Source organism: Phocaeicola sp. RTP21198st1_B8_RTP21198_201120, assembly GCF_040929485.1.
Taxonomy (GTDB): domain Bacteria; phylum Bacteroidota; class Bacteroidia; order Bacteroidales; family Bacteroidaceae; genus Phocaeicola; species Phocaeicola dorei.
Window position 1 is genome coordinate 1 of the sequence record NZ_JBCOCI010000009.1, and the last position, 24754, is coordinate 24754.

At 41.3% G+C, this 24754-nt stretch carries 36 protein-coding genes and 3 pseudogenes; 15 read left to right on the forward strand and 24 right to left on the reverse strand.

The features are described 5' to 3' along the window. Positions 1 to 248: 248 nt before the first annotated feature. Complete coding sequence (locus AB5935_RS06270) at positions 249 to 647, reverse strand: single-stranded DNA-binding protein (RefSeq protein WP_005868746.1); 399 nt, start codon at positions 645 to 647, stop codon at positions 249 to 251. A 331-nt stretch (positions 648 to 978) separates the two neighbouring features. Between AB5935_RS06270 and AB5935_RS06275 the strand changes: the two genes are divergently transcribed. Continuing rightward, positions 979 to 1176: a hypothetical protein gene (locus tag AB5935_RS06275; RefSeq protein WP_007564676.1), complete on the forward strand. Its 198-nt coding sequence runs from the start codon at positions 979 to 981 to the stop codon at positions 1174 to 1176. 218 nt (positions 1177 to 1394) lie between these two features. Continuing rightward, positions 1395 to 1556 carry a hypothetical protein gene (locus AB5935_RS06280; protein WP_005868748.1) on the forward strand — a complete coding sequence of 54 codons (162 nt, stop codon included), beginning with the start codon at positions 1395 to 1397 and terminating at the stop codon, positions 1554 to 1556. 157 nt (positions 1557 to 1713) lie between these two features. Here AB5935_RS06280 and AB5935_RS06285 read toward each other — a convergent pair whose 3' ends face one another. From AB5935_RS06285 to AB5935_RS06295, 3 genes and pseudogenes are all read right to left on the reverse strand, one after another. Then, the gene (locus AB5935_RS06285) at positions 1714 to 2991 is read right to left on the reverse strand and encodes a type II toxin-antitoxin system HipA family toxin (RefSeq protein WP_005868749.1); all 1278 of its coding nucleotides are present in this window, start codon (positions 2989 to 2991) and stop codon (positions 1714 to 1716) included. Continuing rightward, entirely contained in the window at positions 2988 to 3326 is a 339-nt protein-coding gene (locus AB5935_RS06290) for a helix-turn-helix domain-containing protein (RefSeq protein ID WP_005868750.1), read from the reverse strand. Before AB5935_RS06290 ends, AB5935_RS06285 begins: the two co-directional genes overlap by 4 nt. Before the next feature lie 169 nt (positions 3327 to 3495). Beyond that, positions 3496 to 3831: pseudogene (locus AB5935_RS06295) on the reverse strand (single-stranded DNA-binding protein). Positions 3832 to 4162: 331 nt separating this feature from the next. Here AB5935_RS06295 and AB5935_RS06300 point away from each other — a divergent pair. Beyond that, on the forward strand, positions 4163 to 4360 hold the full coding sequence (locus AB5935_RS06300) for a hypothetical protein (protein ID WP_007564664.1): 198 nt from the start codon (positions 4163 to 4165) through the stop codon (positions 4358 to 4360). Positions 4361 to 4704: 344 nt separating this feature from the next. Here AB5935_RS06300 and AB5935_RS06305 read toward each other — a convergent pair whose 3' ends face one another. Genes AB5935_RS06305 through AB5935_RS06315 form a run of 3 tightly spaced genes read right to left on the reverse strand, consistent with a single transcriptional unit; the run spans position 4705 to position 5808 of the window. Next, positions 4705 to 5187, reverse strand: coding sequence for a DUF3990 domain-containing protein (locus tag AB5935_RS06305; protein WP_005868753.1), 483 nt, complete (start codon positions 5185 to 5187; stop codon positions 4705 to 4707). Then, a complete protein-coding gene (locus AB5935_RS06310) occupies positions 5184 to 5633 on the reverse strand; it encodes a DUF3791 domain-containing protein (protein WP_005868755.1) in 450 nt (149 codons plus the stop codon). Before AB5935_RS06310 ends, AB5935_RS06305 begins: the two co-directional genes overlap by 4 nt. A gap of 13 nt (positions 5634 to 5646) precedes the next feature. Continuing rightward, positions 5647 to 5808: a hypothetical protein gene (locus AB5935_RS06315; RefSeq protein WP_007564662.1), complete on the reverse strand. Its 162-nt coding sequence runs from the start codon at positions 5806 to 5808 to the stop codon at positions 5647 to 5649. A 261-nt stretch (positions 5809 to 6069) separates the two neighbouring features. Here AB5935_RS06315 and AB5935_RS06320 point away from each other — a divergent pair, with 261 nt between their 5' ends. Beyond that, on the forward strand, positions 6070 to 7233 hold the full coding sequence (locus AB5935_RS06320; RefSeq protein ID WP_005868407.1) for an IS4 family transposase: 1164 nt from the start codon (positions 6070 to 6072) through the stop codon (positions 7231 to 7233). Between the two features lie 193 nt (positions 7234 to 7426). Here the strand turns inward: AB5935_RS06320 and AB5935_RS06325 are convergent, their stop codons facing one another. Both AB5935_RS06325 and AB5935_RS06330 read right to left on the reverse strand, forming a co-directional pair. Beyond that, a complete protein-coding gene (locus AB5935_RS06325; RefSeq protein WP_005868759.1) occupies positions 7427 to 8041 on the reverse strand; it encodes an SLOG family protein in 615 nt (204 codons plus the stop codon). Position 8042: 1 nt separating this feature from the next. Further along, positions 8043 to 8609, reverse strand: coding sequence for a phosphoribosyltransferase (locus AB5935_RS06330; protein ID WP_005868760.1), 567 nt, complete (start codon positions 8607 to 8609; stop codon positions 8043 to 8045). A 398-nt stretch (positions 8610 to 9007) separates the two neighbouring features. Here AB5935_RS06330 and AB5935_RS06335 point away from each other — a divergent pair, with 398 nt between their 5' ends. After that, entirely contained in the window at positions 9008 to 9208 is a 201-nt protein-coding gene (locus tag AB5935_RS06335) for a hypothetical protein (protein ID WP_008782408.1), read from the forward strand. Between the two features lie 212 nt (positions 9209 to 9420). Here AB5935_RS06335 and AB5935_RS06340 read toward each other — a convergent pair whose 3' ends face one another. The 5 genes from AB5935_RS06340 to AB5935_RS06360 are packed head-to-tail and all read right to left on the reverse strand — an operon-like array spanning position 9421 to position 11667. Beyond that, positions 9421 to 9774, reverse strand: a complete 354-nt coding sequence (locus tag AB5935_RS06340; RefSeq protein WP_005868761.1) for a hypothetical protein — start codon at positions 9772 to 9774, stop codon at positions 9421 to 9423. After that, a complete protein-coding gene (locus AB5935_RS06345; protein ID WP_005868762.1) occupies positions 9774 to 10097 on the reverse strand; it encodes a hypothetical protein in 324 nt (107 codons plus the stop codon). Before AB5935_RS06345 ends, AB5935_RS06340 begins: the two co-directional genes overlap by 1 nt. A 29-nt stretch (positions 10098 to 10126) precedes the next feature. Beyond that, a complete protein-coding gene (locus tag AB5935_RS06350; protein ID WP_005868764.1) occupies positions 10127 to 10852 on the reverse strand; it encodes an N-6 DNA methylase in 726 nt (241 codons plus the stop codon). Positions 10853 to 10867: 15 nt separating this feature from the next. Further along, positions 10868 to 11131, reverse strand: coding sequence for a hypothetical protein (locus tag AB5935_RS06355; protein WP_005868765.1), 264 nt, complete (start codon positions 11129 to 11131; stop codon positions 10868 to 10870). A 56-nt stretch (positions 11132 to 11187) separates the two neighbouring features. After that, entirely contained in the window at positions 11188 to 11667 is a 480-nt protein-coding gene (locus AB5935_RS06360) for an LPD28 domain-containing protein (RefSeq protein ID WP_005868767.1), read from the reverse strand. 410 nt (positions 11668 to 12077) lie between these two features. Here AB5935_RS06360 and AB5935_RS28420 point away from each other — a divergent pair, with 410 nt between their 5' ends. The 4 genes from AB5935_RS28420 (at position 12078) to AB5935_RS06380 (ending at position 13494) form a co-directional block, all read left to right on the forward strand. Next, positions 12078 to 12278 carry a hypothetical protein gene (locus tag AB5935_RS28420; protein ID WP_007564649.1) on the forward strand — a complete coding sequence of 67 codons (201 nt, stop codon included), beginning with the start codon at positions 12078 to 12080 and terminating at the stop codon, positions 12276 to 12278. A 197-nt stretch (positions 12279 to 12475) separates the two neighbouring features. Continuing rightward, complete coding sequence (locus tag AB5935_RS06370; protein ID WP_005868768.1) at positions 12476 to 12730, forward strand: hypothetical protein; 255 nt, start codon at positions 12476 to 12478, stop codon at positions 12728 to 12730. Between the two features lie 45 nt (positions 12731 to 12775). Beyond that, complete coding sequence (locus tag AB5935_RS06375) at positions 12776 to 13102, forward strand: hypothetical protein (RefSeq protein WP_005868769.1); 327 nt, start codon at positions 12776 to 12778, stop codon at positions 13100 to 13102. Positions 13103 to 13116: 14 nt separating this feature from the next. Next, the gene (locus AB5935_RS06380; protein WP_005868770.1) at positions 13117 to 13494 is read left to right on the forward strand and encodes a hypothetical protein; all 378 of its coding nucleotides are present in this window, start codon (positions 13117 to 13119) and stop codon (positions 13492 to 13494) included. A 61-nt stretch (positions 13495 to 13555) separates the two neighbouring features. Here the strand turns inward: AB5935_RS06380 and AB5935_RS06385 are convergent, their stop codons facing one another. The 5 genes from AB5935_RS06385 to AB5935_RS06405 all read right to left on the reverse strand — a co-directional run bounded on the left by AB5935_RS06385 (position 13556) and on the right by AB5935_RS06405 (position 15235). Continuing rightward, a complete protein-coding gene (locus tag AB5935_RS06385) occupies positions 13556 to 13828 on the reverse strand; it encodes a hypothetical protein (RefSeq protein ID WP_005868772.1) in 273 nt (90 codons plus the stop codon). A gap of 12 nt (positions 13829 to 13840) precedes the next feature. After that, positions 13841 to 14125, reverse strand: a complete 285-nt coding sequence (locus AB5935_RS06390; RefSeq protein WP_005868774.1) for an HU family DNA-binding protein — start codon at positions 14123 to 14125, stop codon at positions 13841 to 13843. Positions 14126 to 14224: 99 nt separating this feature from the next. Further along, positions 14225 to 14623 (reverse strand): hypothetical protein, encoded by a 399-nt coding sequence (locus tag AB5935_RS06395; RefSeq protein ID WP_005868776.1) that lies wholly within the window; start codon positions 14621 to 14623, stop codon positions 14225 to 14227. A 49-nt stretch (positions 14624 to 14672) separates the two neighbouring features. Further along, a complete protein-coding gene (locus AB5935_RS06400; protein WP_005868777.1) occupies positions 14673 to 14993 on the reverse strand; it encodes a type II toxin-antitoxin system PemK/MazF family toxin in 321 nt (106 codons plus the stop codon). After that, positions 14987 to 15235 (reverse strand): AbrB/MazE/SpoVT family DNA-binding domain-containing protein, encoded by a 249-nt coding sequence (locus AB5935_RS06405; protein WP_005868778.1) that lies wholly within the window; start codon positions 15233 to 15235, stop codon positions 14987 to 14989. The genes AB5935_RS06400 and AB5935_RS06405 overlap by 7 nt, the downstream gene beginning before the upstream one ends. 433 nt (positions 15236 to 15668) lie before the next feature. On the opposite strand from AB5935_RS06405, the pseudogene AB5935_RS06410 reads away from it, so the two are divergent. From AB5935_RS06410 to AB5935_RS06420, 3 genes and pseudogenes are all read left to right on the forward strand, one after another. Next, positions 15669 to 16521 (forward strand): annotated as a pseudogene (locus AB5935_RS06410) (virulence RhuM family protein). Positions 16522 to 16537: 16 nt separating this feature from the next. Beyond that, positions 16538 to 16867, forward strand: coding sequence for a hypothetical protein (locus tag AB5935_RS06415; RefSeq protein ID WP_005868780.1), 330 nt, complete (start codon positions 16538 to 16540; stop codon positions 16865 to 16867). A 41-nt stretch (positions 16868 to 16908) separates the two neighbouring features. Further along, complete coding sequence (locus AB5935_RS06420) at positions 16909 to 17505, forward strand: recombinase family protein (RefSeq protein ID WP_005868781.1); 597 nt, start codon at positions 16909 to 16911, stop codon at positions 17503 to 17505. 112 nt (positions 17506 to 17617) lie between these two features. Here AB5935_RS06420 and AB5935_RS06425 read toward each other — a convergent pair whose 3' ends face one another. The 5 genes from AB5935_RS06425 to AB5935_RS06445 form a co-directional block, all read right to left on the reverse strand. Beyond that, positions 17618 to 18016 carry a hypothetical protein gene (locus AB5935_RS06425; RefSeq protein ID WP_005868782.1) on the reverse strand — a complete coding sequence of 133 codons (399 nt, stop codon included), beginning with the start codon at positions 18014 to 18016 and terminating at the stop codon, positions 17618 to 17620. Positions 18017 to 18364: 348 nt separating this feature from the next. After that, positions 18365 to 18775: a hypothetical protein gene (locus tag AB5935_RS06430; protein ID WP_005868783.1), complete on the reverse strand. Its 411-nt coding sequence runs from the start codon at positions 18773 to 18775 to the stop codon at positions 18365 to 18367. Between the two features lie 176 nt (positions 18776 to 18951). Then, the gene (locus AB5935_RS06435; RefSeq protein WP_368119382.1) at positions 18952 to 19578 is read right to left on the reverse strand and encodes a RadC family protein; all 627 of its coding nucleotides are present in this window, start codon (positions 19576 to 19578) and stop codon (positions 18952 to 18954) included. 881 nt (positions 19579 to 20459) lie between these two features. Next, positions 20460 to 21668 carry a hypothetical protein gene (locus AB5935_RS06440; RefSeq protein WP_005868786.1) on the reverse strand — a complete coding sequence of 403 codons (1209 nt, stop codon included), beginning with the start codon at positions 21666 to 21668 and terminating at the stop codon, positions 20460 to 20462. 203 nt (positions 21669 to 21871) lie between these two features. Further along, entirely contained in the window at positions 21872 to 22045 is a 174-nt protein-coding gene (locus tag AB5935_RS06445; protein WP_224201638.1) for a hypothetical protein, read from the reverse strand. Here AB5935_RS06445 and AB5935_RS06450 point away from each other — a divergent pair. The 3 genes and pseudogenes from AB5935_RS06450 to AB5935_RS06460 all read left to right on the forward strand — a co-directional run. Further along, positions 22027 to 23286, forward strand: a pseudogene (locus tag AB5935_RS06450) (IS1380 family transposase); the annotation flags it as partial. The gene AB5935_RS06445 and the pseudogene AB5935_RS06450 overlap by 19 nt on opposite strands. A gap of 114 nt (positions 23287 to 23400) precedes the next feature. After that, complete coding sequence (locus AB5935_RS06455; RefSeq protein WP_005868789.1) at positions 23401 to 23793, forward strand: MobC family plasmid mobilization relaxosome protein; 393 nt, start codon at positions 23401 to 23403, stop codon at positions 23791 to 23793. After that, on the forward strand, positions 23790 to 24737 hold the full coding sequence (locus tag AB5935_RS06460) for a relaxase/mobilization nuclease domain-containing protein (protein ID WP_005868790.1): 948 nt from the start codon (positions 23790 to 23792) through the stop codon (positions 24735 to 24737). The genes AB5935_RS06455 and AB5935_RS06460 overlap by 4 nt, the downstream gene beginning before the upstream one ends. The last annotated feature ends 17 nt before the right edge of the window (positions 24738 to 24754 follow it).

Consider the following 24754-nt stretch of genomic DNA (forward strand, 5'->3'; position numbering starts at 1 on the left):
CTGCAATACGGAAGAAGGAGGTTGTTTCGGCAATGCCGAAGCTCCGGATGATGACCATTGCAATCCCGCCCACGTTTGGAACTTCTCTTTTCTGGTTTGCCCATAATCAGCCGCATAGCGGATGACTACGGGCAAACCGGGAATGAGAACAGTCATTCCGATGAAGGGGAGGGTGGGGAAGAATACTGCGTGAACGCAAAAACACTCTCGGATATGTAGCAAAAAAAAGCGGCACTAGGCCGCTTCAATCATTTGCTTGCTTTTTTCTTTTTAGAGACAGCCTTCTGTTTAGGCTGATCCGGTTTTTCTTCTTCTTTTTCCGGAGCCGGATAAAACTTGGTGGCTACCATCACAATGCGGTTACGCTTCTCCCCACTTTTAGAATCCGTCCATTCTTCCGGCTTAAAGTAGCCTTCAACGGTTATCAGCTCACCTTTTTTCAATACATCGAAGGAATCCAGTGCTTCATTCTTTCTCCAGGCTTCAATCCCCATGAAAGCGGAAACATAAGAGGTTTCTTCACCTGTCTTGTCTGCACGGCTGACCGCGATAGAAAAGCGTGCTACGCTTGCTGTTTCAAAACTACGGATTTCTGCATCCTTACCGATAAAACCTGTTACTGCGAATGAATTTTCAATCTTTTTCATATCTCTGATTTTTTAGAAGTTAATTAATCAATTTTACAGTGCAATAACTGATTGTTGGCTTTGGGGGACACCATGAAAAAAGATATAAATACTCTTTTTATGCTGGCCGGAAAAAGGAAGATTTGTAACTTTTTTATTGGTGAAGATGGCAGCAAATAATTCGGGTTAAATACGCTTTTTATGCAAGGCAAAAAAAGGAAGATTTCAGACGAATAACAACGTGGTGTTTGTGAATCGTCCCCTTATCCCCGTAAAAGGGGTTAGCAACAATCTATATTTGCAACGGAAAATGATTTGACTTCCCTAAAAAATGATATGAAAAAGACAAAACTTGAAAATCAGCAACAGGTTTGGAAAGGATGCAAAAAACAACCGGTCAGACAGCAAGCATGGCACATTCCGAAAATATGGTCAGCCGCCTATCGACACACCGGAAGAAACCTCTGCAATTCCTTTTAAAAAAATGAAGCCGAAGAATGAAGCATACAATATTCCACGTATCGAAAAAAGTGACTGCACGATAAAATGAAAGGCTGCAACGGAAGAACAGACTTGCGGATTCTGCGGGGAGAACATAACCATACAGGCATACAGCCACTACAACTGTTTCCGGAAAAAGAAGATTATACAACCGGAAAAACAGAAAGGCATCCACTCGGAGAAAAGCAAGCAAACGATTGAAGCGGACTGCCGATTTAGCGGCGAAATATCCGACTACCTATATACAGCCCTAAAAGGCTGGGGCATATGGGTAAGCAACAGACTGCCGGGCAAATAAAAGGAGAGTGGCATAGCCGCCGGAAAGAGGTTGTCTCGATGTGGCCGAAGCTCCGAAAGCAGACCGGATATGCCTCTCTCCTTTGCCTTCCCCATTCCTGGATTTCACACAATCACGGAGCCTGCGAGTGACTATGAGAAATCCTGAAACGGGGACAGTCACTCCGCTGAAAGGGTGGGTGGGAAACATGTGACTTTCTCCAAAATAACAAATAGGGGTATAAAGATCTCAAAAGAAAAGAAAGCCGTTCCAGAAAAGACTGGAGCAACTATCACCATCTACTGTTCTTTAAGTTAATTGCAGCAAATCCAAATCATCAGTGACCAATCCATCCAATACATGTTGGATTTTATCAAATATAGCCTTATCTATGCCATACGTGGCGCATAACGATTGAAATTTGCTTACAGCATCGAACACCTGTAATATCTTCTTTTCGGGCTCCTCTACAAAATCCTCGGCAAAGTTGACGAAATCACTTGTAGTCAAGGCAGACCTTTTGCCCATCACGCCCATCGAATGAATGTGTGCTGAAGAATTTTCCCATGTATTTGCCGTGAACATTACATCATATGCAGGTGATAAACGCCATACCCCTGCCTTATCCATGATAAACGATATGTTCTTATTATGATCATCGGATATACCTGCGACATAATTAAATACCATTCTGATAAATATCTGATCTTTGTCTTCCTGGGGAAGTTTCAGAGTCTCTGCTATCCAACACAGCTTCATATAATCATCTGCACCCGGCATAATGGCCGCAAGGGTCTGACTAAAGAGCTTTTCTCCATTCTTACGATCAAATCTTTCCGTTACGAAATGATTTCTTCCATCAATTTCTTTCAGGAAGCATGGCATCATGTTGATTCCCGCCGCCTTTGCCATTTCGCTATATACCATTTCTATCTCTGTGGTAGGAGAGTCATCTGCTTCTTTAAATTTGATGATATACTGCTTAAAATTTTCAGGCAAATCCACCTGGCCGGAACGAAACTCTTCCGTTTCGAGATTATAGGCAATCACTGCCTTCGGGCGCATGCCACCGGCAGAAGTTCCAAGATATATCAACTTTTTCATCGTGAGGCTATCCTCCGGTGATATGACAGCAGCATCTCGATCATTATATATTTTAGAAGCCAAAGTTGCCAATGATGACATATTTACTGACTCATGGATGGCATCATCATTAAATTCCGGTTCAAATTCCAATGCTCCCATAGCCCTCTTGCCAATATAAGAGAGCTTCAATAGAGGCAATGATTCCGTAACCTTTATATTATTATCCGTGAGCCATTGGTCAAATAGGGAAGCCCCCCATTTGTCAGGAAGCGCATCTGCAAGAAATTCCGGAAGCCCTTGATATAATTTATCTTTATTCCCATAGAAAGACGCAAACAAAGGGGTTCTCTTAGGGTGTGTGGAAGGGCATATATCATAATCTTGTTTCCTATATTCATCCGTAAATTGGAATACAGAACAATGCTTTTCAAAGTCCCAATTCAATTTGCCAATGCAAGTCCCCCACAGATATACATTCACTATAATCGGCTCTTTCTTCATACCATCTTACGTTTACCGTTAATTCTTTGTATTCTTTTACCTGTTTTTTCATTGATTAGGAAAGGGGAGTCTGGAAGTTCCGGAACCAAACCGACAACGCCTTCAAGAGTTCCACTTATACGCAAAATCTTAAGCAATGTACTTAGGGCAATATCACTTACTTTACAAGATTCTATTCTCTTAATAGTAACGATAGATACTCCTGCCTTATCCGCAAATTCTTGCTGGGAAAAACAGCAGCTAAGTCTTATAGACTTAACTCTCTTGCAGATTTCCTTTACAATACATTCATCTGAAAATTCGTATATTGTATATGTATCATATAATCTTTTCATAGAAAAACATATTTAGGTATCATTTTTGATACAAAAATACCGATAAATCTGAAAATCACCAAATTAAGAAACACTTTTTTTATAATCTTCTGCCGCATTAGCAAACGATTGAAGCGACCTTGTGCCGCTTCAATCGTTTGATTGCTTTTTCTTTTTAGTCCGGGGGTTCTTATTTTTCCGGAGTCGGGTAGAACTTAGTAGCTACCATCACAATGCGGTTACGTTTCTCCCCACTTTTAGAATCCGTCCATTCTTCCGGCTTAAAGTAGCCTTCAACGGTAATCAGTACATCTTTTTGCAGTATCCAAAAAGCATAGCGGTCTTCCATCTTACTCTAGGCTTCAACTTTCATAACAGAGGAAACAAATGTTTTTTCTTCATTTATCTTGCCTATGCGACTGACCACAATAGAGAAGTGTGCAACCTTTACTATTTCGAATAAATGGATTTCTGCATCCCTACAAATCCTGCCTGTTACTGCGAATGAATTTTCAATCTTTTTCATATCTCTGATTTTTTAGAAGTTAATTAATCAATTTTACAGTGCAATAACTGATTGTTGGCTTTGGGGGACACCATGAAAAAAGATATAAATACTCTTTTTATGCTGGCCGGAAAAAGGAAGATTTGTAACTTTTTTATTGGTGAAGATGGCAACGAATAATTCGGGTTAAATACGCTTTTTGTGCAAGGCAAAAAAAGGAAGATTTCAGACGAATAACAACGTGGTGTTTGTGAATCGTCCCCTTATCCCCGTAAAAGGGGTTAGCAACAATCTATATTTGCAACGGAAAATGATTTGACTTCCCTAAAAAATGATATGAAAAAGACAAAACTTGAAAATCAGTAACAGGTTTGGAAAGGATGCAAAAAACAACCGGTTAGACAGCAAGCATGGCACATCCCGAAAAGATGGTCAGCCGCCTATCGACACACCGGAAGAAACATCTGCAATTCCTTTTAAAAAAATGAAGCCGAAGAATGAAGCATATCATATTCCACGTATCGAAAAAAGTGACTGCACGATAAAATGAAAAGCTGCAACGGAAGAACTGACTTGCGGATTCTGCGGGAGAACATAACCACACAGGCATACAGCCACTACACCTGTTTCCAATAAAAGAAGATTACACCACCGGAAAAGCAGAAAGGCTCCACTCGGAGAAAAGCAAGCAAACGATTGAAGCGGACTGCCGATTTGGCAGCGAAATATCCAACTACCTATCTACAGCCCTAAAAGGCTAGGACATATGGGTAAGCAACAGACTGCCGGGCAGTCACTCCGCTGAAAGGGTGGGTGGGAAAAAACTAAGTGGACGCAAAAAACAACCTTACCATTGGGGGATAAACTTCCCCCTATTTTCACTTCACATATTCTTTACCCCACTTCAATTGATTCAACAAACTTCAACAACAAAGCGACTGTTACCGTATGAAATGAAAGCTGATTGAACAACTTATGCGCTTTCAGCATCTCAATAGCGGCTTCAGCCGTAACAACTCTCTGTTCATAAAGCCGAATTGTCGCATATAACTGGTCATTTGCGACAGGCCCCATTATTAGGTCATAGTCACCGTTTTCTCTTCCTCTGCGGTTGTTGACAACAAACTCCAGCCATTCTTTTGTTGCACCCATAAACCGAAGAACCGGATATTCCCTATCAAGAATATCATCGGGAACTTCATAAACAGAGACGATTGCTTTTTCGCTCTGTTCCCTGTTCTTCTTCAACAAAGCCCATTTTTTTGCTTGTTCAAAGTTGGTTGTCGTATAAAATCCCTTCCCAAAGTCCGTAGCCTTCCGTCCTTTCTGTATATTAGGGCGTTTCACGGTAACTGTAGATCCATGAAATAGTCTCATTTTCTTTTATTGATATAAGTCGTTATAGTATCTAATATATATTCGGGGTCTTGGGTATGAAGCATTTCAAAAGTCTCATCCAAAAAATCAAAAACCCCATAGTCCGAAAACAACAACAAGGTTTCTTCCGCACTTTGTTTCTTTTCCTCCCTATAATTCTCAATGCAGAACATCTTGAAAAGCAGGATCTTCGTGTCACCGTTATACCGTCGTTTTTCTTCTGTTTTTTCCTTCTCCAATGTTTCATAAAGCGACAATGTACTTGAATACCATAACTTGGTACTCTTATCCAGCAAAGATTTATACAACTTGGAAGAATATATATAATACAGTGCATCGCCTAAAGGCAATGCCTTTTTCTTCATGACCAGTTCTACCAGCTCTCTCATCACGAATGGGAGCATGGTTGAGTCAAGTTCTCCTTGATTTTTATGAGTAATTTCCATATTCTTGTTGTTATTACTTTAGCATATTTTCGAAAACACCTTCTTCACAGTTCTTTATACACACCTGACACTCGGCCACCACTTCTCTTAATATTCGGGCACATTCTTCATTCGAATGCCCTTGCAGTAATTCATAGGCATATCGCATCAGTTCATTAGCTTCCATTGTTTCCATCCTTATCAATAATATTCAAGTTCATCATTATTTTCTGCAACGACTCCATATTTGGAGTTCCTAACCAACACACACCTATGCAAAAGGTCATATTGTTCTCTGTATCTGAAAAACGCATATTGTTTTACCTTTTACAAACATTGTTGTCCCATTAAAATCTAAAAGAGTTCTTTGAAATATTTGAAATTTAGTTAGTTACAGCGATTTTCCGAGCGAACGGACTTGAATTTGTAGCTTTGCATCAGATTAATCCGATGGCATATGTTCCAAGACAAATACGTTTTCGCTCAATTGGCTTCATTTCTGAATCGAAGTAAGTTTAACCGCATAGTCACCAAGTATGATGGTGATAAATATGTGAAGCACTTCACCTGCTGGAATCAACTACTTGCTTTGATGTTTGGTCAACTTTCTAATCGTGAAAGTCTGCGAGATTTGATAGTTGCTCTTGAAGCTCATCATTCCAAATGTTATCATTTAGGAATGGGTAAAAATGTATCAAAGTCATCGCTGGCAAGAGCAAATCAAGATAGAGACTATCACATCTTTGAAGAATATGCTTACTACCTGGTTAGCGAAGCACGACAAAAGTGTGCTAATCATATTTTCAAACTTGGCGGTAACGTTTATGCTTTCGATTCGACTACTATTGACCTGTGCCTTTCAGTCTTTTGGTGGGCAAAATTCCGCAAAAAGAAAGGTGGTATCAAAGTGCATACATTATATGATGTGGAAACACAGATTCCTGCATTCTTTCATATCACGGAAGCATCCGTACACGATTCTAAAGTTATGATTGAAATTCCTTATGAACCAAGCTCTTATTACATCTTTGACCGCGGTTATAACAACTTCAAAATACTGTATAAAATTCATCAAATTGAAGCCTACTTTGTTGTCAGAGCAAAAAAGAATCTCGGGTACAAATCCATCCAATGGAAACGTAGGCTGCCTAAGAATGTGCTTTCAGACGCAAGTGTATTTCTGACAGGATTCTATCCTAAACAATATTATCCAGAGCCACTTAGATTGGTTAAATATTGGGATGAAGAACAAGAACGAGAATTTACATTCATAACCAATGCGATGCATATATCTGCGCTTCAAGTTGCTGAACTTTATAAAAATCGCTGGCAGGTAGAGCTGTTTTTCAAATGGCTCAAGCAGCACCTTAAAATCAAAAGATTTTGGGGAACTACAGAGAATGCTGTTCGAATACAGATATATGCTGCTATATGCGCTTACTGTTTGGTGGCAATCATTCAACACGATATGCAACTGAACAGAAGTACATATGAAGTGTTACAAATACTGAGCATCTCATTGACTGATAAGACTCATCTGAGAGACCTCTTTGATAAAACTAAATTTCAAAATGACAAAGAACGATTCGGACCAAATGGGCCAAGTTTATTTAATTTTTAATTCGTCCCAATTTTAATGGGACACTAATGTTTTACAAAGGTAAAACAATTAAGTAAAATTCATCTATCATTGCTTTTCATATTTATTGTGTCTTTCTCTTTTGCATCGGAAGTATTAGCACTTACAGCAACCAGACAGTATGACATCGCCACGTTTGATCATACCGCTGGAAAACAACGATATACAATCTGAATCAAAACAGATTGTATATCACCAATTTCTTTTTTTGTGCCTTGTTAAACGTATAAGAAGTTCCTCCGGCAGATTTTCCATCCCAATAGGCAATCAGCCTACAGGCGTGTGAAATCATGTAATCATTACGGTGGGCATAGCATTGGGCATAATAATATTCGGATAGAACTACCACCTTGTCGGCTTGGCGCAAAATATCAGCATACCTCTGTTTGTCCTCTTTGTTGAAATACACATCTTGCCCGACATAAGGAACAACCGCCACCAAAACCATATCGGGATATTGTTTCCTTTGTTCAAGTACGGTATGAGCAGCCATCATGTCAAATCCAACCGCACAACCAATATAGAAAAAACGGATTCCATTCTCATAGCAGAAACGTACCTCTTCATTCAACGATACGGACAAAGCATATTTATTTGTTCGTATCGTTCTATGACCGGTAAAAGCAACGGACATCATTTTCATCCATTTATCACGTGCCTTTCTACATATATCCAACGAACCTGCCGAAGTTTCATACACCATTCCATTCACCTCATAACGATAAGTGAACCAAGTAGTATCTCCAAAGATATCCTTCTGCTTCTCTATATAACTCTCTTTTTCTTTCATCTTATAACATACGGACAACTGTTTTACCTAAAAAGAAACCTCCCAAAACCTCACCTCCTATTTTTTCCAACTGACATGCGAAACGAGCATACGAAAACCCTTTTGTTAAAATATCGTCAAATACCAAGATTTTCTTACCCCGAAAAAAGTCCTTGTCAAATTCTATCACTTGTACTTTTTGAAGCGACTTGCTGTCAAATTTCTCGTGAATAGCCAAACGATCTCCACTGACACGTATATGTTCATACGCATTGATAGCACCTGAAAACTTACACACAGCCGAAGCAAACCCCTTATAACGAAGTTCATTCTTATCAGCGGAAGAAGCCGGAACACAAGCAAAAACAATATTCTTAACATCATCACCAAAAACTTGATGTAACTTATTCGCTATCATCCAAGCTATATTCAAATAAGCTTTTCCATCCTTAAAACTCCATATCATCTTACGAATTTGCCATTCTCTTTCCGTTGCCTGCCGATATTGCATAGGAAGATACTCAAAGAAAGAAAACATCATCTTATGCCATTGTCTGTCTAAACTAGGATATTTACTCTGATGTGCCATAGTCTTTTATCTATTAAAATTAAACTTATGCTTCAGCTAGATTTAAAGACCTTTTTTTAAACCCCTTTCCGGGATGGCCTTTTCTTTCTGCCGACTTTTTTTTTGAGCTTTCATGCCCCATCTGAGTTTATGAGCCTTTTTTTTACGGCACGCATCAATAAGGAAGGAGGGATTAAGAAAAGTTTTGGACGACAAAAAATGTTGGGGACAGCGAAGCCGTCCGGCGTTATTTTTTTCGGGACAAAGGGCGAAGACCGGAACTCTTTCGTATCCATCCACCGAAATAAATTTGCCGTTCAAAAACAAAGGATCTCAGATGGAGCTATGAAAAAAGCACATTAGGGGAGGCAGAAAACAAGGAAAAGGGCAGTACGGAAAGTAAAACAAGCCATACGGTTTTGCAAGCAAAACCATACTCCTATCTCCCTGCCACAAGTGACAGGGGGGAACGGGTTAGCAACGGACTGCCGGGACAAACGGTAAAAGGAAGGGACTGCAATACGGAAGAAGGAGGTTGTTTCGGCAATGCCGAAGCTCCGGATGATGACCATTGCAATCCCGCCCACGTTTGGAACTTCTCTTTTCCGGTTTACCCATAATCAGCCGCATAGCGGATGATTACGGGTAAACCGGGAATGAGAACAGTCATTCCGATGAAGGGGAGGGTGGGAAAGAATACTGCGTGAACGCAAATTAATGGGATTACCAGTAACTCCAAGCGTTTTTTGCTACTTTTTTGGGGTGCTTGCCAAAAAGTAGCGGACAGCAAAATACCCTCCCTTCCCTAATCCAAAAGAAGGGAGAATGTGCTTCATTGAAGGTATATAGGTTCCGTTCCCTGATTATAACAATACATAGTGTTATTTCTGAAACCATCAAAGCATATATGAAAATCATCGAAATCCTGTTCCGTGGCCAAACGAACCTTATCACTCAACAAAACCATGCATTGTTTATTGACAGATGTAGCCAAAGAGGTAGTACGTCCCGGCTTTATCTCCAATGCCACCACATAAGAAGTCCTTCGTGGATAGATATACCCAATAATTTCCTCATTGAGTACAACCAAACGAATAACATCTTCATTCAAAACGGGAATATTATTAATTTTGCCCATCATTGTTATAATATAAATCAGTTTATAATCATTAAAATACAATATCATTACAAATGATACCTATAATTTTTATAGGTAAACTTTTCCACCGAGACCACCTCATAAAGATAGTCTTCATGGCAAGAAGCCATTATACAGTTCTCACATTCAAGAATAGGATTTATAACTACACGGAATTTAATAGTGCCGTCCACCAGAACAAACTCCACCCGATTAAAGAACCCTTGTAGAGAATGCCCTTCCTTATCCATCAGACGCACTACTTCACCTGTAAAAACAGCCAATTCCTTAGCCTGCCATTTCGCTTTACGCAAACAACTGTTCGCCGCTTTGACGTTCTCATTCACCTCTTTTGTTCTTATTGCTTTCATACCAAAATCCTTTTTACATATTTATCTTGTCAAAAATCAAAAGTCAGCTGCGTAGCCCTTGCGTTGCTCTGAATCGACCTCTTCAATTCAGAATTATCCTCCATTGCATTTTCAAGTTTCCTAATAAAAGAAGTGTCACCTGCTTCCGTTATCTTTAAAATAGGCAACCATACTCCGGCTATCAGCTGTAAATCTATATGATAACTTCTCCAATGCTGCATTGTCAATGTATTCATCCATGCGACTTCACCGGGTACGCTATTCATCATCAGATTGACAACGGTCATCTTTACACAAATCAAATCTATATCCGAGCCATAACAAAAAAGCCTTCCTCCATCATTCTCTTCCGCACATTTTTTTACAGCGGAAAGTAGCATCCTGCCGGAACCACAGCACGAATCACAGACCGACTGTTTAGGTTTCAGCCTATTTCCCCCCATACATGCCATCAAATCAGCAACGTGTATCGGGGTAAAGAACTGTCCGTTATTCCCATGACTGACACACTCCATGAACATATCTCCCAAGACATCGCAAAATCCTTCCGAATATTCAGACACCCTATAAAACATTTGAACAAAAAGTTCCATTTCATATGGCTTATATCTTTTTTCCACTCTACGATAATCCTCCGCCAACATCCCGACAGACAAATAGTAAAGACAAACATCCAAAAAATCCCGAAAGGCTTCTTCATATCCCCGACTGAAAGCAAGCTTTTCATAAAGTTTCATTATCTCCTTTGGTATCATACTTTTCTGACTTCATTATTCACAACATTCTATATTCCTTGTGCCATAGATTTTATCAAAAGCCGCTTTTATCTCCGAGCGATATTTACAGTCCTTCTCAAAACAAAGTTGTTTTGTCCAAAAATCGAAATCAAAACCATCGGTATTATCAATCGTTACAGAAACATAATCAGTCATACCACTCTGACATACAACCGTATGCCGATTTACACAAAAGTGGTCATTTAAAGCAGTTTCTTTTCGGGTAATGCGTTCTACCATCTTATCTATCCACTTCATACTTATAATATTTTATGTAATTGCCCCATTCCAAGAGGCAGTTACGGTTATACTCATTAAAAATCGTTCTCGTTCAAAAACAGCACATCGCCTTTCATCACCATCCAATTAATCTCACTCAGATGATAGCCACAATGCCCACTCAAAAAAATCTCAATCTCTTCAGTGGTCTGCAATCTCCTGTCTGGGCTTATCACCGCAACATTACCGGAATTACAATCCAATACAGCCAGTTTCTCATAAGCCCACTCACCAAACTGGCAGAACTCGATAAAATTGGTATAGGTTATCCGTATGCTATTGTTTGCATCAAATTCAAGGGGTGACTTTGTAATGAATGAACCTGCATGATTCACCACCACAGAGGGGCTAATCTCTGCCAATGAAGATAAGCTGTCATCCCATCTAATCTCATAAAGGAAAAATCCTTTTGGCAATGAATTGCGGTCTATACGATAACTGGAAAAAAGACCGTCTATCGTTTCATTAATAACTAACTGTTCATAATCTCCTTCTAAATAGTGTACTCGTGACATAACTCGTTGTTTTTTGGGATTGTTAAACTTCTAATTTTATGCTTCAGCTAGATTTAAAGACCTTTTTTTAAAACCCCTTTCCGGGATGGCCTTTTCTTTCTGCCGACTTTTTTTTTGAGCTTTCATGCCCCATCTGAGTTTATGAGCCTTTTTTTTACGGCACACAACAATAAGGAAGGAGGGATTAAGAAAAGTTTTGGACGACAAAAAATGTTGGGGACAGCGAAGCCGTCCGGCGTTATTTTTTTCGGGACAAAGGGCGAAGACCGGAACTCTTTCGTATCCATCCACCGAAATAAATTTGCCGTTCAAAAACAAAGGGTCTCAGATGGGGCTATGAAAAACGCACATTAAGGGAGGCAGAAAACTAGGAAAAGGGCAGTACGGAAAGTAAAACAAGCCATACGGTTTTGCCTGCAAAACCGTATTCCTATCTCCCTGCCACAAGTGGCAGGGGGGAACGGGTTAGCAACGGACTGCCGGGACAAACGGTAAAAGGACGGGGCTGCAATACGGAAGAAGGAGGTTGTTTCGGCAATGCCGAAGCTCCGGATGATGACCATTGCAATCCCGCCCACGTTTGGAACTTCTCTTTTCTGGTTTGCCCATAATCAGCCGCATAGCGGATGACTACGGGTAAACCGGAAATGAGAACAGTCATTCCGATGAAGGGGAGGGTGGGAAAGAATACTGCGTGAACGCAAAAACACAGTATGTCATCTTAAAACAATATCTTTAAAAAGTTTTTCAGAAGAAATGCTTACCAATATCCTAATAATTATTACTTTTGATAACATAATACAACGATATGGAAAAGAAAAAGATTACAATAGAGGTAGAACCAGCTACAGCCGTAGCTACCGTCGGTTTATTGCGTGGGATATTTCCCAGTATCATCGAACAACTGGAAAGGCAAGCCGCAACAAACGGCAGCCCCTTAAAATTCAATAAAGTAGAAAATATGCAAGAAGTATTGGATGAGATTTATGAAAAGTGCATTGCCGAAACGAACCTCCGGGAGTTTGCCCAGGCGCACTTAAATAGTGACGGATTACCTAACTGATACAGAAATACGGAATCTGCCAGCCATCCTTATTCCAAATAACAAATGGTACAGAATTACACACCTGTCATGTGGGATGACAAAGCATTTGCCTTTGTCCCCTACGAAGCATTCAGTGATTTGCCACATTATCCCAAAGAAAAATGTGAGCAAATTTGCAAAGAGCTGAACAGCCTTATAAGACTATGTACTTATAGGCCGAAAAAGGAAGATATTTATTTTCATCCGGTAAGTTATGTACGTCGTTCCGGAGGTTTCATAGTTACGGATAATCAGGCATCCTTTGAGAAATGCCCCTATCCTGCTTGCGCAGACCGTCATAGCTGCCAAAAAATATGTGATTTGATGAACCGTATCATTGAAGAGTCTTAATTATATAAAATACCATGGAACATCCAAACTCCAAATGCAGAATAGCACAAGCTGAATATTTAAGTCGGCTACCTGAAGAAGAACGGGAAAATAAGGCCAGAGATATTAGAATCGGAAACGCCAGCTATATTTACCACCAACAAGCGGTTCCAATCCAAGAAAACAGATTGATAATGTATTATAAAGAGTGGTTGGAAGGTCTTCCTCCCAACATTTCACGCCATATGAGAATGCTTGGATTTGAAGCATGTAAGACAATGATTCCGTTTACGAGATATGTGAACGAAAGAAACGATATTGGTATGCGTGACTGGATGCAAGAGCATCTTTCACCGAGTGACTTCAACTATTGGCAGGAACTTTCGAAAAAAGCAGGTTCGCCAACATTTTAATCCCATCCCGTTCAATACGCTGCCTGAAGAATAAAAGGTGCGTATTAAACGAGAATATTTTTTAGCGTTTAGTCATCTCTTCCCGCACCAGTTCCGTTTCTGTCGGGGAGAGTTTCGGCAATTTGACAGTTGCCGGACTTTCTAACTGGTAAGCCTTCACCTCATTGATAAGCAGCTGCCAGTCAAAAAGAAATTCTTCGGAACAACCATGTTTACGATAAATTTCTTTTGCTGCTTCCAAAATCTCAGGAGCGCAAAAATCGTCTCCCTGAAAGACAACTGCCGGACGATCATTATTGATACAGTCTCTCAATAATCGTAACTGATCTTTCATTGTGTTTACCTATTATGCGTTCTGTTGTTTTACCATTTTCAAAAATTCGTCAGACGGTTTAAATGCCGGTATGTTATGAGCCGGAATAATCATAGTAGTATTCTTAGAGATATTCCGAGCTGTCTTTTGCGCTCTCTTCTTCACTATGAAACTACCGAATCCACGAAGATAGACATTTTCCTCCTTACCCAACGAAGTCTTTACCTCGTTCATGAATCCTTCCAAAACAGCAAGCACCGCTTTGCCGTCGATGCCGGTTCTGGCAGATATTTCCTTTACGATTTCCGATTTAGTCATTTCTTTATAATTTGAAAATTAGCGTGCAAAGATAATTAATCCAATGGATTATTTAAAGTCTGGCATCCGCAGCAAGCCCTGCCTTCGCCCAATGAAGTGTTAAATTGTTGCGTATGGGTCAAGTTCCTTAATCCGCTTACACAAATAATCAAAGCGTTTCTTGGTAAGCGGTGTGAGTGTATCGAGGTTCTTGCCATCGAAATTCTCTCCGAAAATAAGGTCGTCCACTCCTATGCCGTGATTGTAATTCTCGCGCACGCAATCACGCAGAATCCAAAGGTTATGCAGGTTCACCCAGTCGGCTGTAATGTTTCTGATTTTACTGAACAGCAGCGCAGCAGTGTAAAGGTAGTGTCCGCAATGGTTGTAGTCATGCAACACCAGCTTGCCCTGGTAATAGATGTCGAAATCCTTGTTTTCTTCATCTTCCTTTGTATCGCAGTAGAAGAATGGAATGTCTTTCAGACCGTCCCAATTAATATAAGTAGTTGGCTTCATAATATCTTTTTTGAATACGCTACATAACCTGTTATTTGCACACTTTCCATTATTCACAGAACATTTGATGAAACACTTCCTTCAGTCTTTTTATCTCACTGAAATTCAAATCTCCAATCTTTCTTTTCAGCCGGCTTTTGTCCACCGTGCGAATCTGATCCGTGGCTATCTCCCCATCACGCCCGGCTACAGAACACAGAACCCGGTAAGGATAGTTCCTTATGGTGGAGGTTATCGGAGCAATGACTACTATTGTAAGGTACATATTCAAATCTGAAGGAGTTACAACAACACATGGCCGTGTCTTTGCCATTTCACCCCCACGGGTAGGGTCTAACTCTACCCAATACACTCCATACTGTTCTACCATGTCCAATCCTCAAACTTTTCATCCTCAAACACATCAGGGATAAGCAACTCATCATCCCCATTCTCATGGGCACGTTTGGCAGCTTCCGCCCATCCCTGCCGTGGTTGTGCCTTTATCACAATATTGTTCCCGTCCAAAGAAATGCTCACAGCCGATTTCAAGGACAAACGCAACTGTTTCAATATCTCGGAAGGAAGTATTATCCCCTTGCTGTTTCCAATCTGAATAATGTTTGTTACCATAATGTTATAACTTTAAAATTGATTATCACAACACAAATATAGACAAAGTTATAACAATACCAAAAGAAAAGCCAACTTTTTTCCATTTTCACCGATAACCCGGCCAACGGCTGCACTCGTCGGGAGGCTAGTGCCCCCCTTGCCGTGCGGCGCTCCCCGACCTATGATTCTTATCATGTCTTGTGTCCTTTTCTCCGCTTCTAACAAACAAATCTGCATAAAATATAGATTTGCGTTTCCATTTGAATTTTAGTTATTTGATACCCTAACTATGAATAGCAAACAGATAACTGATTTTTAAAACAGCAGAATGTTTCTGTTTTATTAAAATAAAAAGGGAACAAATTTTTAAGGTAATACTTACGGAAAAAACAGACTTTATAACGTTTCTTTTTCGTACATTTGCAACAATATAATAAAAGCGAAACATATAATGGAGAAGCAAGGAGAAATCATACTATACCAACCGGATGAAGCTGTAAGGTTGGAAGTACGTTTAGAAGATGAAACCGTTTGGCTCACACAAGCGCAGATAGCAGAACTTTTTCAACGTGACAGAACCGTTATTACCAAACATATAAATAATGTTTTTAAGGAAAAGGAATTGGAAGAGAAAAGCAATGTGCATTTTTTGCACATTGCTAATTCCGATAAGCCTGTCAAGTTCTTTAGTCTAGACGTAATAATTTCAGTTGGATACAGAGTTAAAAGCGTAAGAGGTACGCAATTCAGGCAATGGGCAAATAAAATTTTAAAAGAATATTTATTGAAAGGTTATTCTATAAACCAACGGCTCAATGACATGGAATATAGAATGAACAATAGATTCTTCCAAATAGAGAAAACCATTGCTGAACATGATGCAAAGATAGACTTCTTTGTACGCACCTCATTGCCTCCGGTGGAAGGTATATTCTTTGACGGTCAGATATTCGATGCGTATAAGTTTGCTACAGATTTAATAAAGTCTGCCAAATGCTCACTTGTGCTTATCGACAACTATGTAGATGAATCCGTGTTACTCATGTTGAGCAAACGAAACAGTGGAGTATCAGCTACTATTTATACACAAAATAAACGCACAGCTCCAACTTGATTTAAACAAACACAATGACCAATATCCTCCCATTGAAGCTAGAACCTACAAAAGTAGTCATGACCGCTTCTTAATCATTGATAATACGGAAGTATATCATATTGGGGCATCGCTAAAGGATTTGGGCAAGAAAATGTTTGCTTTCTCCAAACTGGAACTTCCTGCCCATACGATAATTGATGTATTATGAAATAAGCTAATCACCCATGCGAGAAGCGGAAGAGAATATAAAATTCAAGATGGAAATTGACGTATTGGTTCCCATTCCACGTACTGTCACCCGTGATTTCACCAGTTTGAAGCACCTGCGTCAATGGCAGAAACGGAATGACATCGATGGTTCTCTTTACTGTTTTGCACACCGGGAATACCTGCTCAACGAAAAGGGAGAATGGGAACAATTTACCGTTATCGGCAAACAGGTAGTGACTATCGGAGAACTGGAAAGGCTTCTTTTGGCAATGAAGCAAAAGGGGTTCAACCAATACAGCCGTGAGGAATATGAAGAATTAATGTCTTCATATTTGAAAAAGTGAAGAATTAAAACCTTCATTACACATTTAAATACGAAAACAGGATGAAAATAGGATATGCCCGTGTTTCCACCAAGGAACAACATCTGGATATGCAACTGGAAGCGTTGAAGGCTGCCGGATGCGAGAAAATCTTCTCTGAGAAAATGACCGGACGTCAACAAAACCGCCCGGAACTGGATGCCTGCCTGAGCTTTCTCCGGGAAGGCGACACACTTGTCGTATATAAGCTGGACCGGCTTGGCCGTTCGCTGAAGAATATCCTTACGCTATTGGAAGATTTCAAGAATAGGGGCATCCAATTCACCTCACTGCAAGACAACATCAGTACGGAAGGCGCAATCGGCCAACTGATGAACAACATTCTCGGTGCTTTCGCTCAGTTTGAAAGAGACCTTATCTATGAGAGAACCCAAGAAGGCAGAAGAATCGCCAAGGAAAAAGGTGTCAAATTCGGCAGAAAGACACTTATCAACAAAAACAACATCGCCAAGCAGAAAAGCTGCATCCAACTCTATGAATCCGGAACGCCGGTAAGGGAGATACAGAAAATATTAAACATAGGCAGTAGCGGAACAGTATATCGCCTATTAAGAAGGAATGGAATTGCGCTGAAATCCGAGAACAAAAATAACAAATAACGAATAAACCTCTGCCCATCCTTCAAAGATGATTCTCAAAGATCGTCTGCAATTCCACCTCTCAGCAAGATTATAGGAAAGTCCCCTTCACGGGGACTGATTTTTTTTAATTTTAATACAATAACTCCATGCACTCCTGTACCGCTTTTTCCAATGCTTCTTCCAAACAACAAAAAGCGTCCGCATTACTTTCGGAGTCATACAACACATAATCTCCAGCCCTCACAACCACATGCCAGACCGCCACGTTTTGTTCTGTTTGAAACGTATATTCACGAGTCTGTATCATCCATTGGATACATGCTGCCAGTGTCGGGCACTCGCACATATACATCGGGGTATTCCTTCCCTCAATATCGGTGCGTAGCCTATCCTGTTTGTCATACCAATACTCACAAGGCACGTAATAGTATAATTCCTTCATCATAAGAGCTGTGTCGCTATTAACCAATCTCTCTTTGTTGATTTGTGTAATCAAATTTTCCATATTAGCATTATTTAAGTTGAACATCTGATTTATTCTTCAGCTAGATTCAAGACCTTTTCATTTTTTGTATCGGGAAGGTCTTTGGTCAGCCGACCTTTTTTTTGATGTCATTCCCCATCTGAGTTCTGAGCCTTTTTTCGGCATATCAAGGTCTGGATTGCAAGCAATAAGCCAAGTTTCACTTATGGAAAATGTCGGGAAGACACTTCTTCATCGTTATTTTCCATACAGTAAAGGCGCATGGCCGTAACTTGCCATTTGCGGAATCCCGAAACCTTTGCCGAGCAAAAAGCCGGACTCGGATCGGAGGAAAGAAGCCGGGGGAGGCAGCCCACAGAAAGGGCAATCCGATACAATCAAGAAATTAACCTGCTATACCCTTGTGCGAGTGAAATAATCCATCATAGACACTACATACCTAAGTAGTGGTATCAATACACCGATCACATATATCATAGCGTAGCCCAAAAGGACAAAAGGTAATGTTTTACGATAAAGACATGCAACAGCGAGCAATATAAACGAAAAAGAAAAGCCATAAACCCCATATTGAAAACCGGGTATCAACTCATAAACAGGTACGGGTTCCGGATGAAGCATGGCTCCGGCCACAATAGAATAAAGGCTGGTCAATAATATAAGCAGCGTATATAAGCAACTCTTAAGAATCCTGGGATCATTCCTTTTACAATAGAGAATCGTTCGGATATCACTTCTAAGAAACTCAATGCCCAGTAAGAGAGCCACCATAACGCCTGTATCAAAAGTAGAAAATACATTCATTCCGATCACCTTTGGCGCGAAGATATGTATTTATTCTGAAAAGCCACGTCTTTGCGTATTTTACGATGTCGCATCCGATAGTCCGGGAAGCATTTTTTTGGTTCTTTTTTGGGGTGACTGCCAAAAAAGAACCCCGAAGCCGAAATCCCGGGCAGACGGGATTTCTCCCGTCCACCTTACCTATTTTGCAATCTTCCCTCGTCCGCATAGCTATAATAGTTATTGCCTGCCACAATCACATGGTCAACCAAACGGATGTCTAATGTTTCAGCGGCTTTTTTAACTGCTTCCGTCAAGCGGTCATCCGCACTGCTGGGCTTGCGTGCTCCTGATGGGTGGTTATGTACCATGATAAAAGATACGGCGTTATAATACAATGCCTGCTTCATGATAACCCGTATATCCACAGGGGCGGTATTTATCCCGCCGCATGAGATACGGACTTTACGGATGAGTTTGGACGAACTGTTCAGCAACAGCACCCACATCTCTTCAGTAGCTATATCGCACAAAACAGGATGCATCATTTTATAAACATTATTGCTGGATAAAAGCGCAGGACCTTCAACTTGCCCTTCTTTCAGCCGTTTATATAGCTCAATCGCCGCATAAGCGACTTTTTTACGGCTGGGTGTTAGTGTTTCCAGTACATCAGACAAGCACAACCCTTCTATTTCCATCTGTTCATACTTATATTCTTCACGTTTCAGTTTCTCACTGTTCGTCAAGGTATAAATCAACTCGCTGTTTTCCATCACCCGATAAACGTCATTCACTTCAAATACGGTTCTCTTCGTTTTCATACTGCCAAAAATTAAAAGATTAATACTCGCAAACATCGCTTGTCGCCCCAACCATAAATTTTTCCTCAACTGATTGGGAACAGTGCATTGAAGAGAAAGCGGGAAAGACGGATCAGAACGGGATTGAACTGGTAAATACTACCTCCCGGAATGGGAGGATGGAGATTTGGCTTTTCAATATCGGGCGTTCCGGCCACGCCTACCTTCGCAATGTTCCTATCAGTTCAGGAAAAAATCATCATACCTCTCTTCCGGCATAGCCGGAGCGTAGAGCGTTAGGGATAGCAGGGAAAAGCCTGGAGGGTAACGAGGACTTGCAACGAATAGCCCGGTCAGAAGGGAACGCCCTGAAAAACTAATTCGGATACAGAAGATGAACAGAACCGCCTTCCAATCATATAAAAAAGCGTGAAAATCAACACATACTTCCGAAAAATCTTTTTCCGAAAGTACGTATAGGGCATGTGAAGGGAAAATTTATTTTCCCAGTCATTTCTATGTTATCGCTTTGGGGATATTTAAAGGGGTTAGGAGTTTAGGTCTTTATTATGTATTTTGGTGGATGGTTTTACACAGCCGATACCTTTTATTTAAAAATTTCTCTCTTTTATTTCACTGATATACCGACATATAAAAAAAACAGGGATTACCTATTCCCTTCATTAACGGGTGGACGGTTTTACACAGCTGACAAGTGAAACCGGACGCTTTTACACAACTAAAGCAAAAGGAGTGGACGGTTCTACACAACTAGAAGCAACAAACGGGACACTTCTACACAACTAAAACAGGCAAAGCGGATGACTCCACACATCTAATCACCCCAATAGGGACACTTCTACACAACTAATTCTATAAAAAACCGTGAAACGTGGACGGTTCTACACAGCTGGATCGTCCATGTTCACCGCCCCGTCCGTCTCCGGAGATATGAACTCTTCAGGAGCAGGAGCAACTTCCGTTCCATTGGCACTCTCCAACTCTTCCTGTGCCCATCCTTCCGGAAACCTGCCGAATACAGCCACGAAATCACTGATATATATCTGTTTCTTCTTTTCTACGCTTTCCGGGGAGTTTGCCCATAAAAGGAACTCTTTATACAGTCCGGCATCTTCCTCCACCTCTTTGATCTTCTTCCTCCTGACAGCCATATCCGTGTCCGGGTAGGCAATCTCGACATACAGCCCAAGCAGGTTCTTATAGAATTTCTTCACCACGACAGCATATTGTCCTTCATCAAAATAGTGCAGCGTATGCCTAGGAAACGAGAACAACACGGTATATGCCCATCTCTCATGATCGCCTTTCACAAAAGAGAAATTGAAATTGGTATATTTCAGGTAAGTATTCATCTTTTTCAGTATCGAGGCGACCTTCTTTTTCCGGTCTTTGGGTTCGGCAATCTCTATGCCGAGCTTTTTAGCCAGCTGATCGACTGTCAGCACATAAAAAGGAGCCTCATTCTTGGTGGTCTTATACTTGATCAGGTAAACCATCTTGGAAAGTTCCAGATAGAAATAGCGGTAACGGCTGGGCAGGCTACGGTAATCCTGAAGTTCCAAGAGGTTATAGAGCGAGAACATGAAATTCTTTATCTCCGGGCTTACCACTGCCGAGTACAGCCTTTTCGTTGACTTCTTCGTCTTGAAATCGGTCATTATGTCGAAACGTTTCAAGATCTGCACGAAATTATAGGATGTACGGCCATCCTCGCCAATGGTCGGATAGCAGAGGTTCTCCAATCCCAGTTTATAGAGAGCCGCCTCAAAAACCGTCTCGATAGGATGGCTGATTCTCTGTCCTGCCGTGTCGGTACATACATATTCCGGCTGCATATTCTTTCCGAACATGGCCGCGAGCTGCCGGCTATCCAGCTTGCGCTGCAAGTTGGTACGGTCATACCCCATCTTACGGCAGAAGTCTTCTACGGAGAACCAGGAAGTCCCGAACAAGTCTTTGAGGTGATAGCTGCCCAGGTATATGATCAGATCGAGCATGACATTTCCACCTGCCTCATACAACCGTTCAATCAGCACGGAATTATAGCTTTCCCCAAGCACCCTAGGGACACGAATCAGTTCTTTTGCCATGATAATACTTACAAAATCAATCCTTTCTCTGTTTTCATTGCCACAAAGATAGGCATACCGGCCAACATACGCGTCATAATTATCAATCAGTTTTAACGGTATGACCGGTATGGGAAAAGGAGAAGTACTTTCCTGAAGAATGCTTTATCCGCCCTTCATCAGAAAGAAAGCATCTTACACCTGTACCCCATAGACATCCTATATTACTTTTTCAGTTCTTCCGATAAAAAGGAACGGTCTATCAATACTTGCACCAATGGTTTCTCTTTGACAAACTCATCAAGCTCACGCTTTATCAATTTATTGCCCAACCCTATGCGTCGTCCAAATTCCTCGAAATCCTTCCGCCCTACCTGATGAGCAATTTGACTCCACATTGTCATCTGTAATCGACTCAACCCTCGGTCTAAGGTGTAGATCGTTAGGTTATCAGTACAGCGAAATCATCCGTTCTCTCATGAGTATCTACTTCTGTGGTGGCTCATGTATTGAGGATGTCACTACTCATTTGATGAACCATCTCTCGCTTCATCCGACACTTCATACTTGTAGTTCTGATACTATCCTCAGAGCGATAAAGGAACTGACGCAAGAAAACATCTCATACACATCAGATACGGGTAAGAACTACGATTTCAACACGGCTGACACTCTCAATACTTTACTGCTCAATTGTATGTTTGCATCTGACCAACTGAAAGAGGGTGAGAAGTATGATGCAAAGCCTACATACAAGAAGTTCTCTGGTTATCGCCCTGGCGTGGCGGTTATTGGTGACTTGATTGTTGGCATTGAGAATAGCGATGGTAACACAAAAGTTCCATTTCATGGCACGTTTTCTCGCCATGGCAGAGCTTAAGTAAACTTAGCTCTGCTCATCTGGCTTAACGAAAACCTTCGTTTTCATCAGAAGGACACGCTGAAGAGGTTCTTTGCGAGATTTGAACAGAATGGGCTCACTATCAATCGCTTCAGAGCTGATTGTGGATCATGTTCCGAGGAAATCGTGGAGGAAATAGAAAAACACTGCAAGTCCTTCTATATCCGTGCTAACCGCTGCAGTTCGATCTACAATGACACCTTTGCTCTCAAAGGCTGGAAAACTGAGGAAATCAATGGCATTGAGTTTGAATTGAACTCTATCCTTGTTGAGAAGTGGAAAGGTAAGGCATATCGACTTGTGATTCAAAGACAGAAACGGATGGATGGTGTGCAGGATTTTTGGGAAGGAGAATACACATACCGTTGTATCCTGACTAACGACTATGATTCTTCCGTAAGAGAAATTGTCGAGTTCTATAACCTTCGTGGAGGAAAGGAACGTATCTTCGATGATATGAACAATGGTTTCGGGTGGGACAGATTGCCCAAATCCTTCATGGCAGAGAACACAGTGTTCCTTCTTCTTACAGCACTTATCCGTAACTTTTACAAGGCCATTATTCAAAGACTTGACGTAAAGAAGTTCGGGCTCAATGCAACAAGTCGCATAAAAGCGTTTGTCTTCAGGTTTATCTCTGTACCAGCCAAGTGGATCAGGACATCAAGGCGGTATGTGCTGAACATCTATACCTGTAATAATGCTTACGCAGATGTTTTCCAGACTGATTTTGGATAATGCCTACAACTTATGGGTATGATACTGCGTATTGTCTCAAGTCGCATTGTGGGGTAAGGGGATGTTGTAGGCAGAAGTGGGTGTTTCTGCCTCAATTTATCTGATAATTCAGTAATGAGAGGACGTGTACACGCAAGAAGGACGTTGAAGGGCTTAGTTGCGGATTTGAGGCAGGTAAGAAAATACAAAGAATTAACAGCAACCGAGAAACTGAAATACCGTATCGCAGTGAAAATGACGGCAGCCGACTACTTCCGCCTGCTGACACGATCGCATGAGGCGGGCGTATCACCAAGCGAGTACATGAGGGAATGTTTCCGTAACGGTCATGTGAAAGAACGGCTGTCGGAGGAACATGCCGGATACATCCGCCAACTCTGCGGCATGGCTAACAATCTCAACCAGCTTGCGCGTAAGGCAAACGCCGGAGGCTTCCACGATGAACGGTGGGACTGCAAGGTGGCAGTGGCAAGGATTCATGAACTTATAACCAAGATAGGGATATGATGGCGAAAATCGTAAAAGGAAGCGACTTCAAGGGTGCGGTGGATTACATCATCGACAAGAAGAAGGATACGCAGATAGTAGCAAGCGAAGGCTTGTTTATGGAAAATCTGGAAACTATCGCCATGAGTTTCAATGCCCAGTCACGGATGAACGATAAGGTGACAAAACCTGTCGGACATATCGCGTTGAGTTTTTCCAAAGAGGATGAGTTACGGCTGACGAACCGTATCATGGCAGGCATCGCGCTTGAATATATGGAACGGATGGGAATCAAGAATACGCAGTTCTTCATCGCCCAGCATTTCGACAAGGAGCATCCGCACGTGCATATTGCTTTCAACCGCATAGACAACAACGGCAATACCATATCGGACAGGCACGAGCGTCTGCGCAGTACCCGCATCTGCAAGGAATTGACCTTGAAATACGGCTTGCATATGGCTGGCGGAAAGGACAATGTCAAACGCAACCGCCTGAAAGAGCCAGACAGGACGAAATATGCGCTTTACGACATCATCAAAATGGAAGTCGGCAGATGCGGCAACTGGAACGTGCTTATCGCCAACCTGAAACGGCAGGGAGTGGAAGTACATTTCAAGCATAAGGGGCAGACCAGCGAGGTGCAGGGTGTTGTATTCTCCATGAATGGCTACCATTTCAACGGCTCCAAAGTGGACAGGCGTTTCAGTTATTCCAAGATTGACGCGGCTTTGCAGCACAACAGATGCAGGGAACGTATGGGAATAACAGCCGGAATATATGAAACGGCTACACCAAGCGCACCGTCCGGCACGGCACAAAGCGAGTTGTTCAACGGCTCTTGGGGATTGCTAAAAAGCAGTGGCTCATCTTATAACACTGCTGATGCGGAAGCCAATCAGGAAATGGTGGATATACTTCGCAGAAGGAAGAAAGTTAAGCGCAAGAGAGGTGTTGGGTTCTAATATTCTGTACTAATCCA

What these genes read in the sequence shown, in the direction of transcription:
- AB5935_RS06395 (WP_005868776.1), bottom strand. Translation starts at nt 14,623, where the DNA reads ATGAAGCCAACTACTTATATTAATTGGGACGGTCTGAAAGACATTCCA.
- AB5935_RS06345 (WP_005868762.1), bottom strand. Translation starts at nt 10,097, where the DNA reads ATGAAAGCAATAAGAACAAAAGAGGTGAATGAGAACGTCAAAGCGGCG.
- AB5935_RS06325 (WP_005868759.1), bottom strand. Translation starts at nt 8,041, where the DNA reads ATGAAAGAAAAAGAGAGTTATATAGAGAAGCAGAAGGATATCTTTGGA.
- AB5935_RS06370 (WP_005868768.1), top strand. Translation starts at nt 12,476, where the DNA reads ATGGAAAAGAAAAAGATTACAATAGAGGTAGAACCAGCTACAGCCGTA.
- AB5935_RS06350 (WP_005868764.1), bottom strand. Translation starts at nt 10,852, where the DNA reads ATGATACCAAAGGAGATAATGAAACTTTATGAAAAGCTTGCTTTCAGT.
- AB5935_RS06420 (WP_005868781.1), top strand. Translation starts at nt 16,909, where the DNA reads ATGAAAATAGGATATGCCCGTGTTTCCACCAAGGAACAACATCTGGAT.
- AB5935_RS06440 (WP_005868786.1), bottom strand. Translation starts at nt 21,668, where the DNA reads ATGGCAAAAGAACTGATTCGTGTCCCTAGGGTGCTTGGGGAAAGCTAT.
- AB5935_RS06425 (WP_005868782.1), bottom strand. Translation starts at nt 18,016, where the DNA reads ATGTTCAACTTAAATAATGCTAATATGGAAAATTTGATTACACAAATC.
- AB5935_RS06310 (WP_005868755.1), bottom strand. Translation starts at nt 5,633, where the DNA reads ATGGAAATTACTCATAAAAATCAAGGAGAACTTGACTCAACCATGCTC.
- AB5935_RS06385 (WP_005868772.1), bottom strand. Translation starts at nt 13,828, where the DNA reads ATGAAAGATCAGTTACGATTATTGAGAGACTGTATCAATAATGATCGT.
- AB5935_RS06285 (WP_005868749.1), bottom strand. Translation starts at nt 2,991, where the DNA reads ATGAAGAAAGAGCCGATTATAGTGAATGTATATCTGTGGGGGACTTGC.
- AB5935_RS06305 (WP_005868753.1), bottom strand. Translation starts at nt 5,187, where the DNA reads ATGAGACTATTTCATGGATCTACAGTTACCGTGAAACGCCCTAATATA.
- AB5935_RS06415 (WP_005868780.1), top strand. Translation starts at nt 16,538, where the DNA reads ATGCGAGAAGCGGAAGAGAATATAAAATTCAAGATGGAAATTGACGTA.
- AB5935_RS06270 (WP_005868746.1), bottom strand. Translation starts at nt 647, where the DNA reads ATGAAAAAGATTGAAAATTCATTCGCAGTAACAGGTTTTATCGGTAAG.
- AB5935_RS06315 (WP_007564662.1), bottom strand. Translation starts at nt 5,808, where the DNA reads ATGGAAACAATGGAAGCTAATGAACTGATGCGATATGCCTATGAATTA.
- AB5935_RS06405 (WP_005868778.1), bottom strand. Translation starts at nt 15,235, where the DNA reads ATGGTAACAAACATTATTCAGATTGGAAACAGCAAGGGGATAATACTT.
- AB5935_RS06390 (WP_005868774.1), bottom strand. Translation starts at nt 14,125, where the DNA reads ATGACTAAATCGGAAATCGTAAAGGAAATATCTGCCAGAACCGGCATC.
- AB5935_RS06330 (WP_005868760.1), bottom strand. Translation starts at nt 8,609, where the DNA reads ATGGCACATCAGAGTAAATATCCTAGTTTAGACAGACAATGGCATAAG.
- AB5935_RS06360 (WP_005868767.1), bottom strand. Translation starts at nt 11,667, where the DNA reads ATGTCACGAGTACACTATTTAGAAGGAGATTATGAACAGTTAGTTATT.
- AB5935_RS06445 (WP_224201638.1), bottom strand. Translation starts at nt 22,045, where the DNA reads ATGTGGAGTCAAATTGCTCATCAGGTAGGGCGGAAGGATTTCGAGGAA.
- AB5935_RS06280 (WP_005868748.1), top strand. Translation starts at nt 1,395, where the DNA reads ATGGGTAAGCAACAGACTGCCGGGCAAATAAAAGGAGAGTGGCATAGC.
- AB5935_RS06430 (WP_005868783.1), bottom strand. Translation starts at nt 18,775, where the DNA reads ATGAATGTATTTTCTACTTTTGATACAGGCGTTATGGTGGCTCTCTTA.
- AB5935_RS06290 (WP_005868750.1), bottom strand. Translation starts at nt 3,326, where the DNA reads ATGAAAAGATTATATGATACATATACAATATACGAATTTTCAGATGAA.
- AB5935_RS06455 (WP_005868789.1), top strand. Translation starts at nt 23,401, where the DNA reads ATGAGAGGACGTGTACACGCAAGAAGGACGTTGAAGGGCTTAGTTGCG.
- AB5935_RS06340 (WP_005868761.1), bottom strand. Translation starts at nt 9,774, where the DNA reads ATGATATTGTATTTTAATGATTATAAACTGATTTATATTATAACAATG.
- AB5935_RS06435 (WP_368119382.1), bottom strand. Translation starts at nt 19,578, where the DNA reads ATGAAAACGAAGAGAACCGTATTTGAAGTGAATGACGTTTATCGGGTG.
- AB5935_RS06375 (WP_005868769.1), top strand. Translation starts at nt 12,776, where the DNA reads ATGGTACAGAATTACACACCTGTCATGTGGGATGACAAAGCATTTGCC.
- AB5935_RS06355 (WP_005868765.1), bottom strand. Translation starts at nt 11,131, where the DNA reads ATGAAGTGGATAGATAAGATGGTAGAACGCATTACCCGAAAAGAAACT.
- AB5935_RS06400 (WP_005868777.1), bottom strand. Translation starts at nt 14,993, where the DNA reads ATGGTAGAACAGTATGGAGTGTATTGGGTAGAGTTAGACCCTACCCGT.
- AB5935_RS06320 (WP_005868407.1), top strand. Translation starts at nt 6,070, where the DNA reads ATGTTCCAAGACAAATACGTTTTCGCTCAATTGGCTTCATTTCTGAAT.
- AB5935_RS06460 (WP_005868790.1), top strand. Translation starts at nt 23,790, where the DNA reads ATGATGGCGAAAATCGTAAAAGGAAGCGACTTCAAGGGTGCGGTGGAT.
- AB5935_RS06380 (WP_005868770.1), top strand. Translation starts at nt 13,117, where the DNA reads ATGGAACATCCAAACTCCAAATGCAGAATAGCACAAGCTGAATATTTA.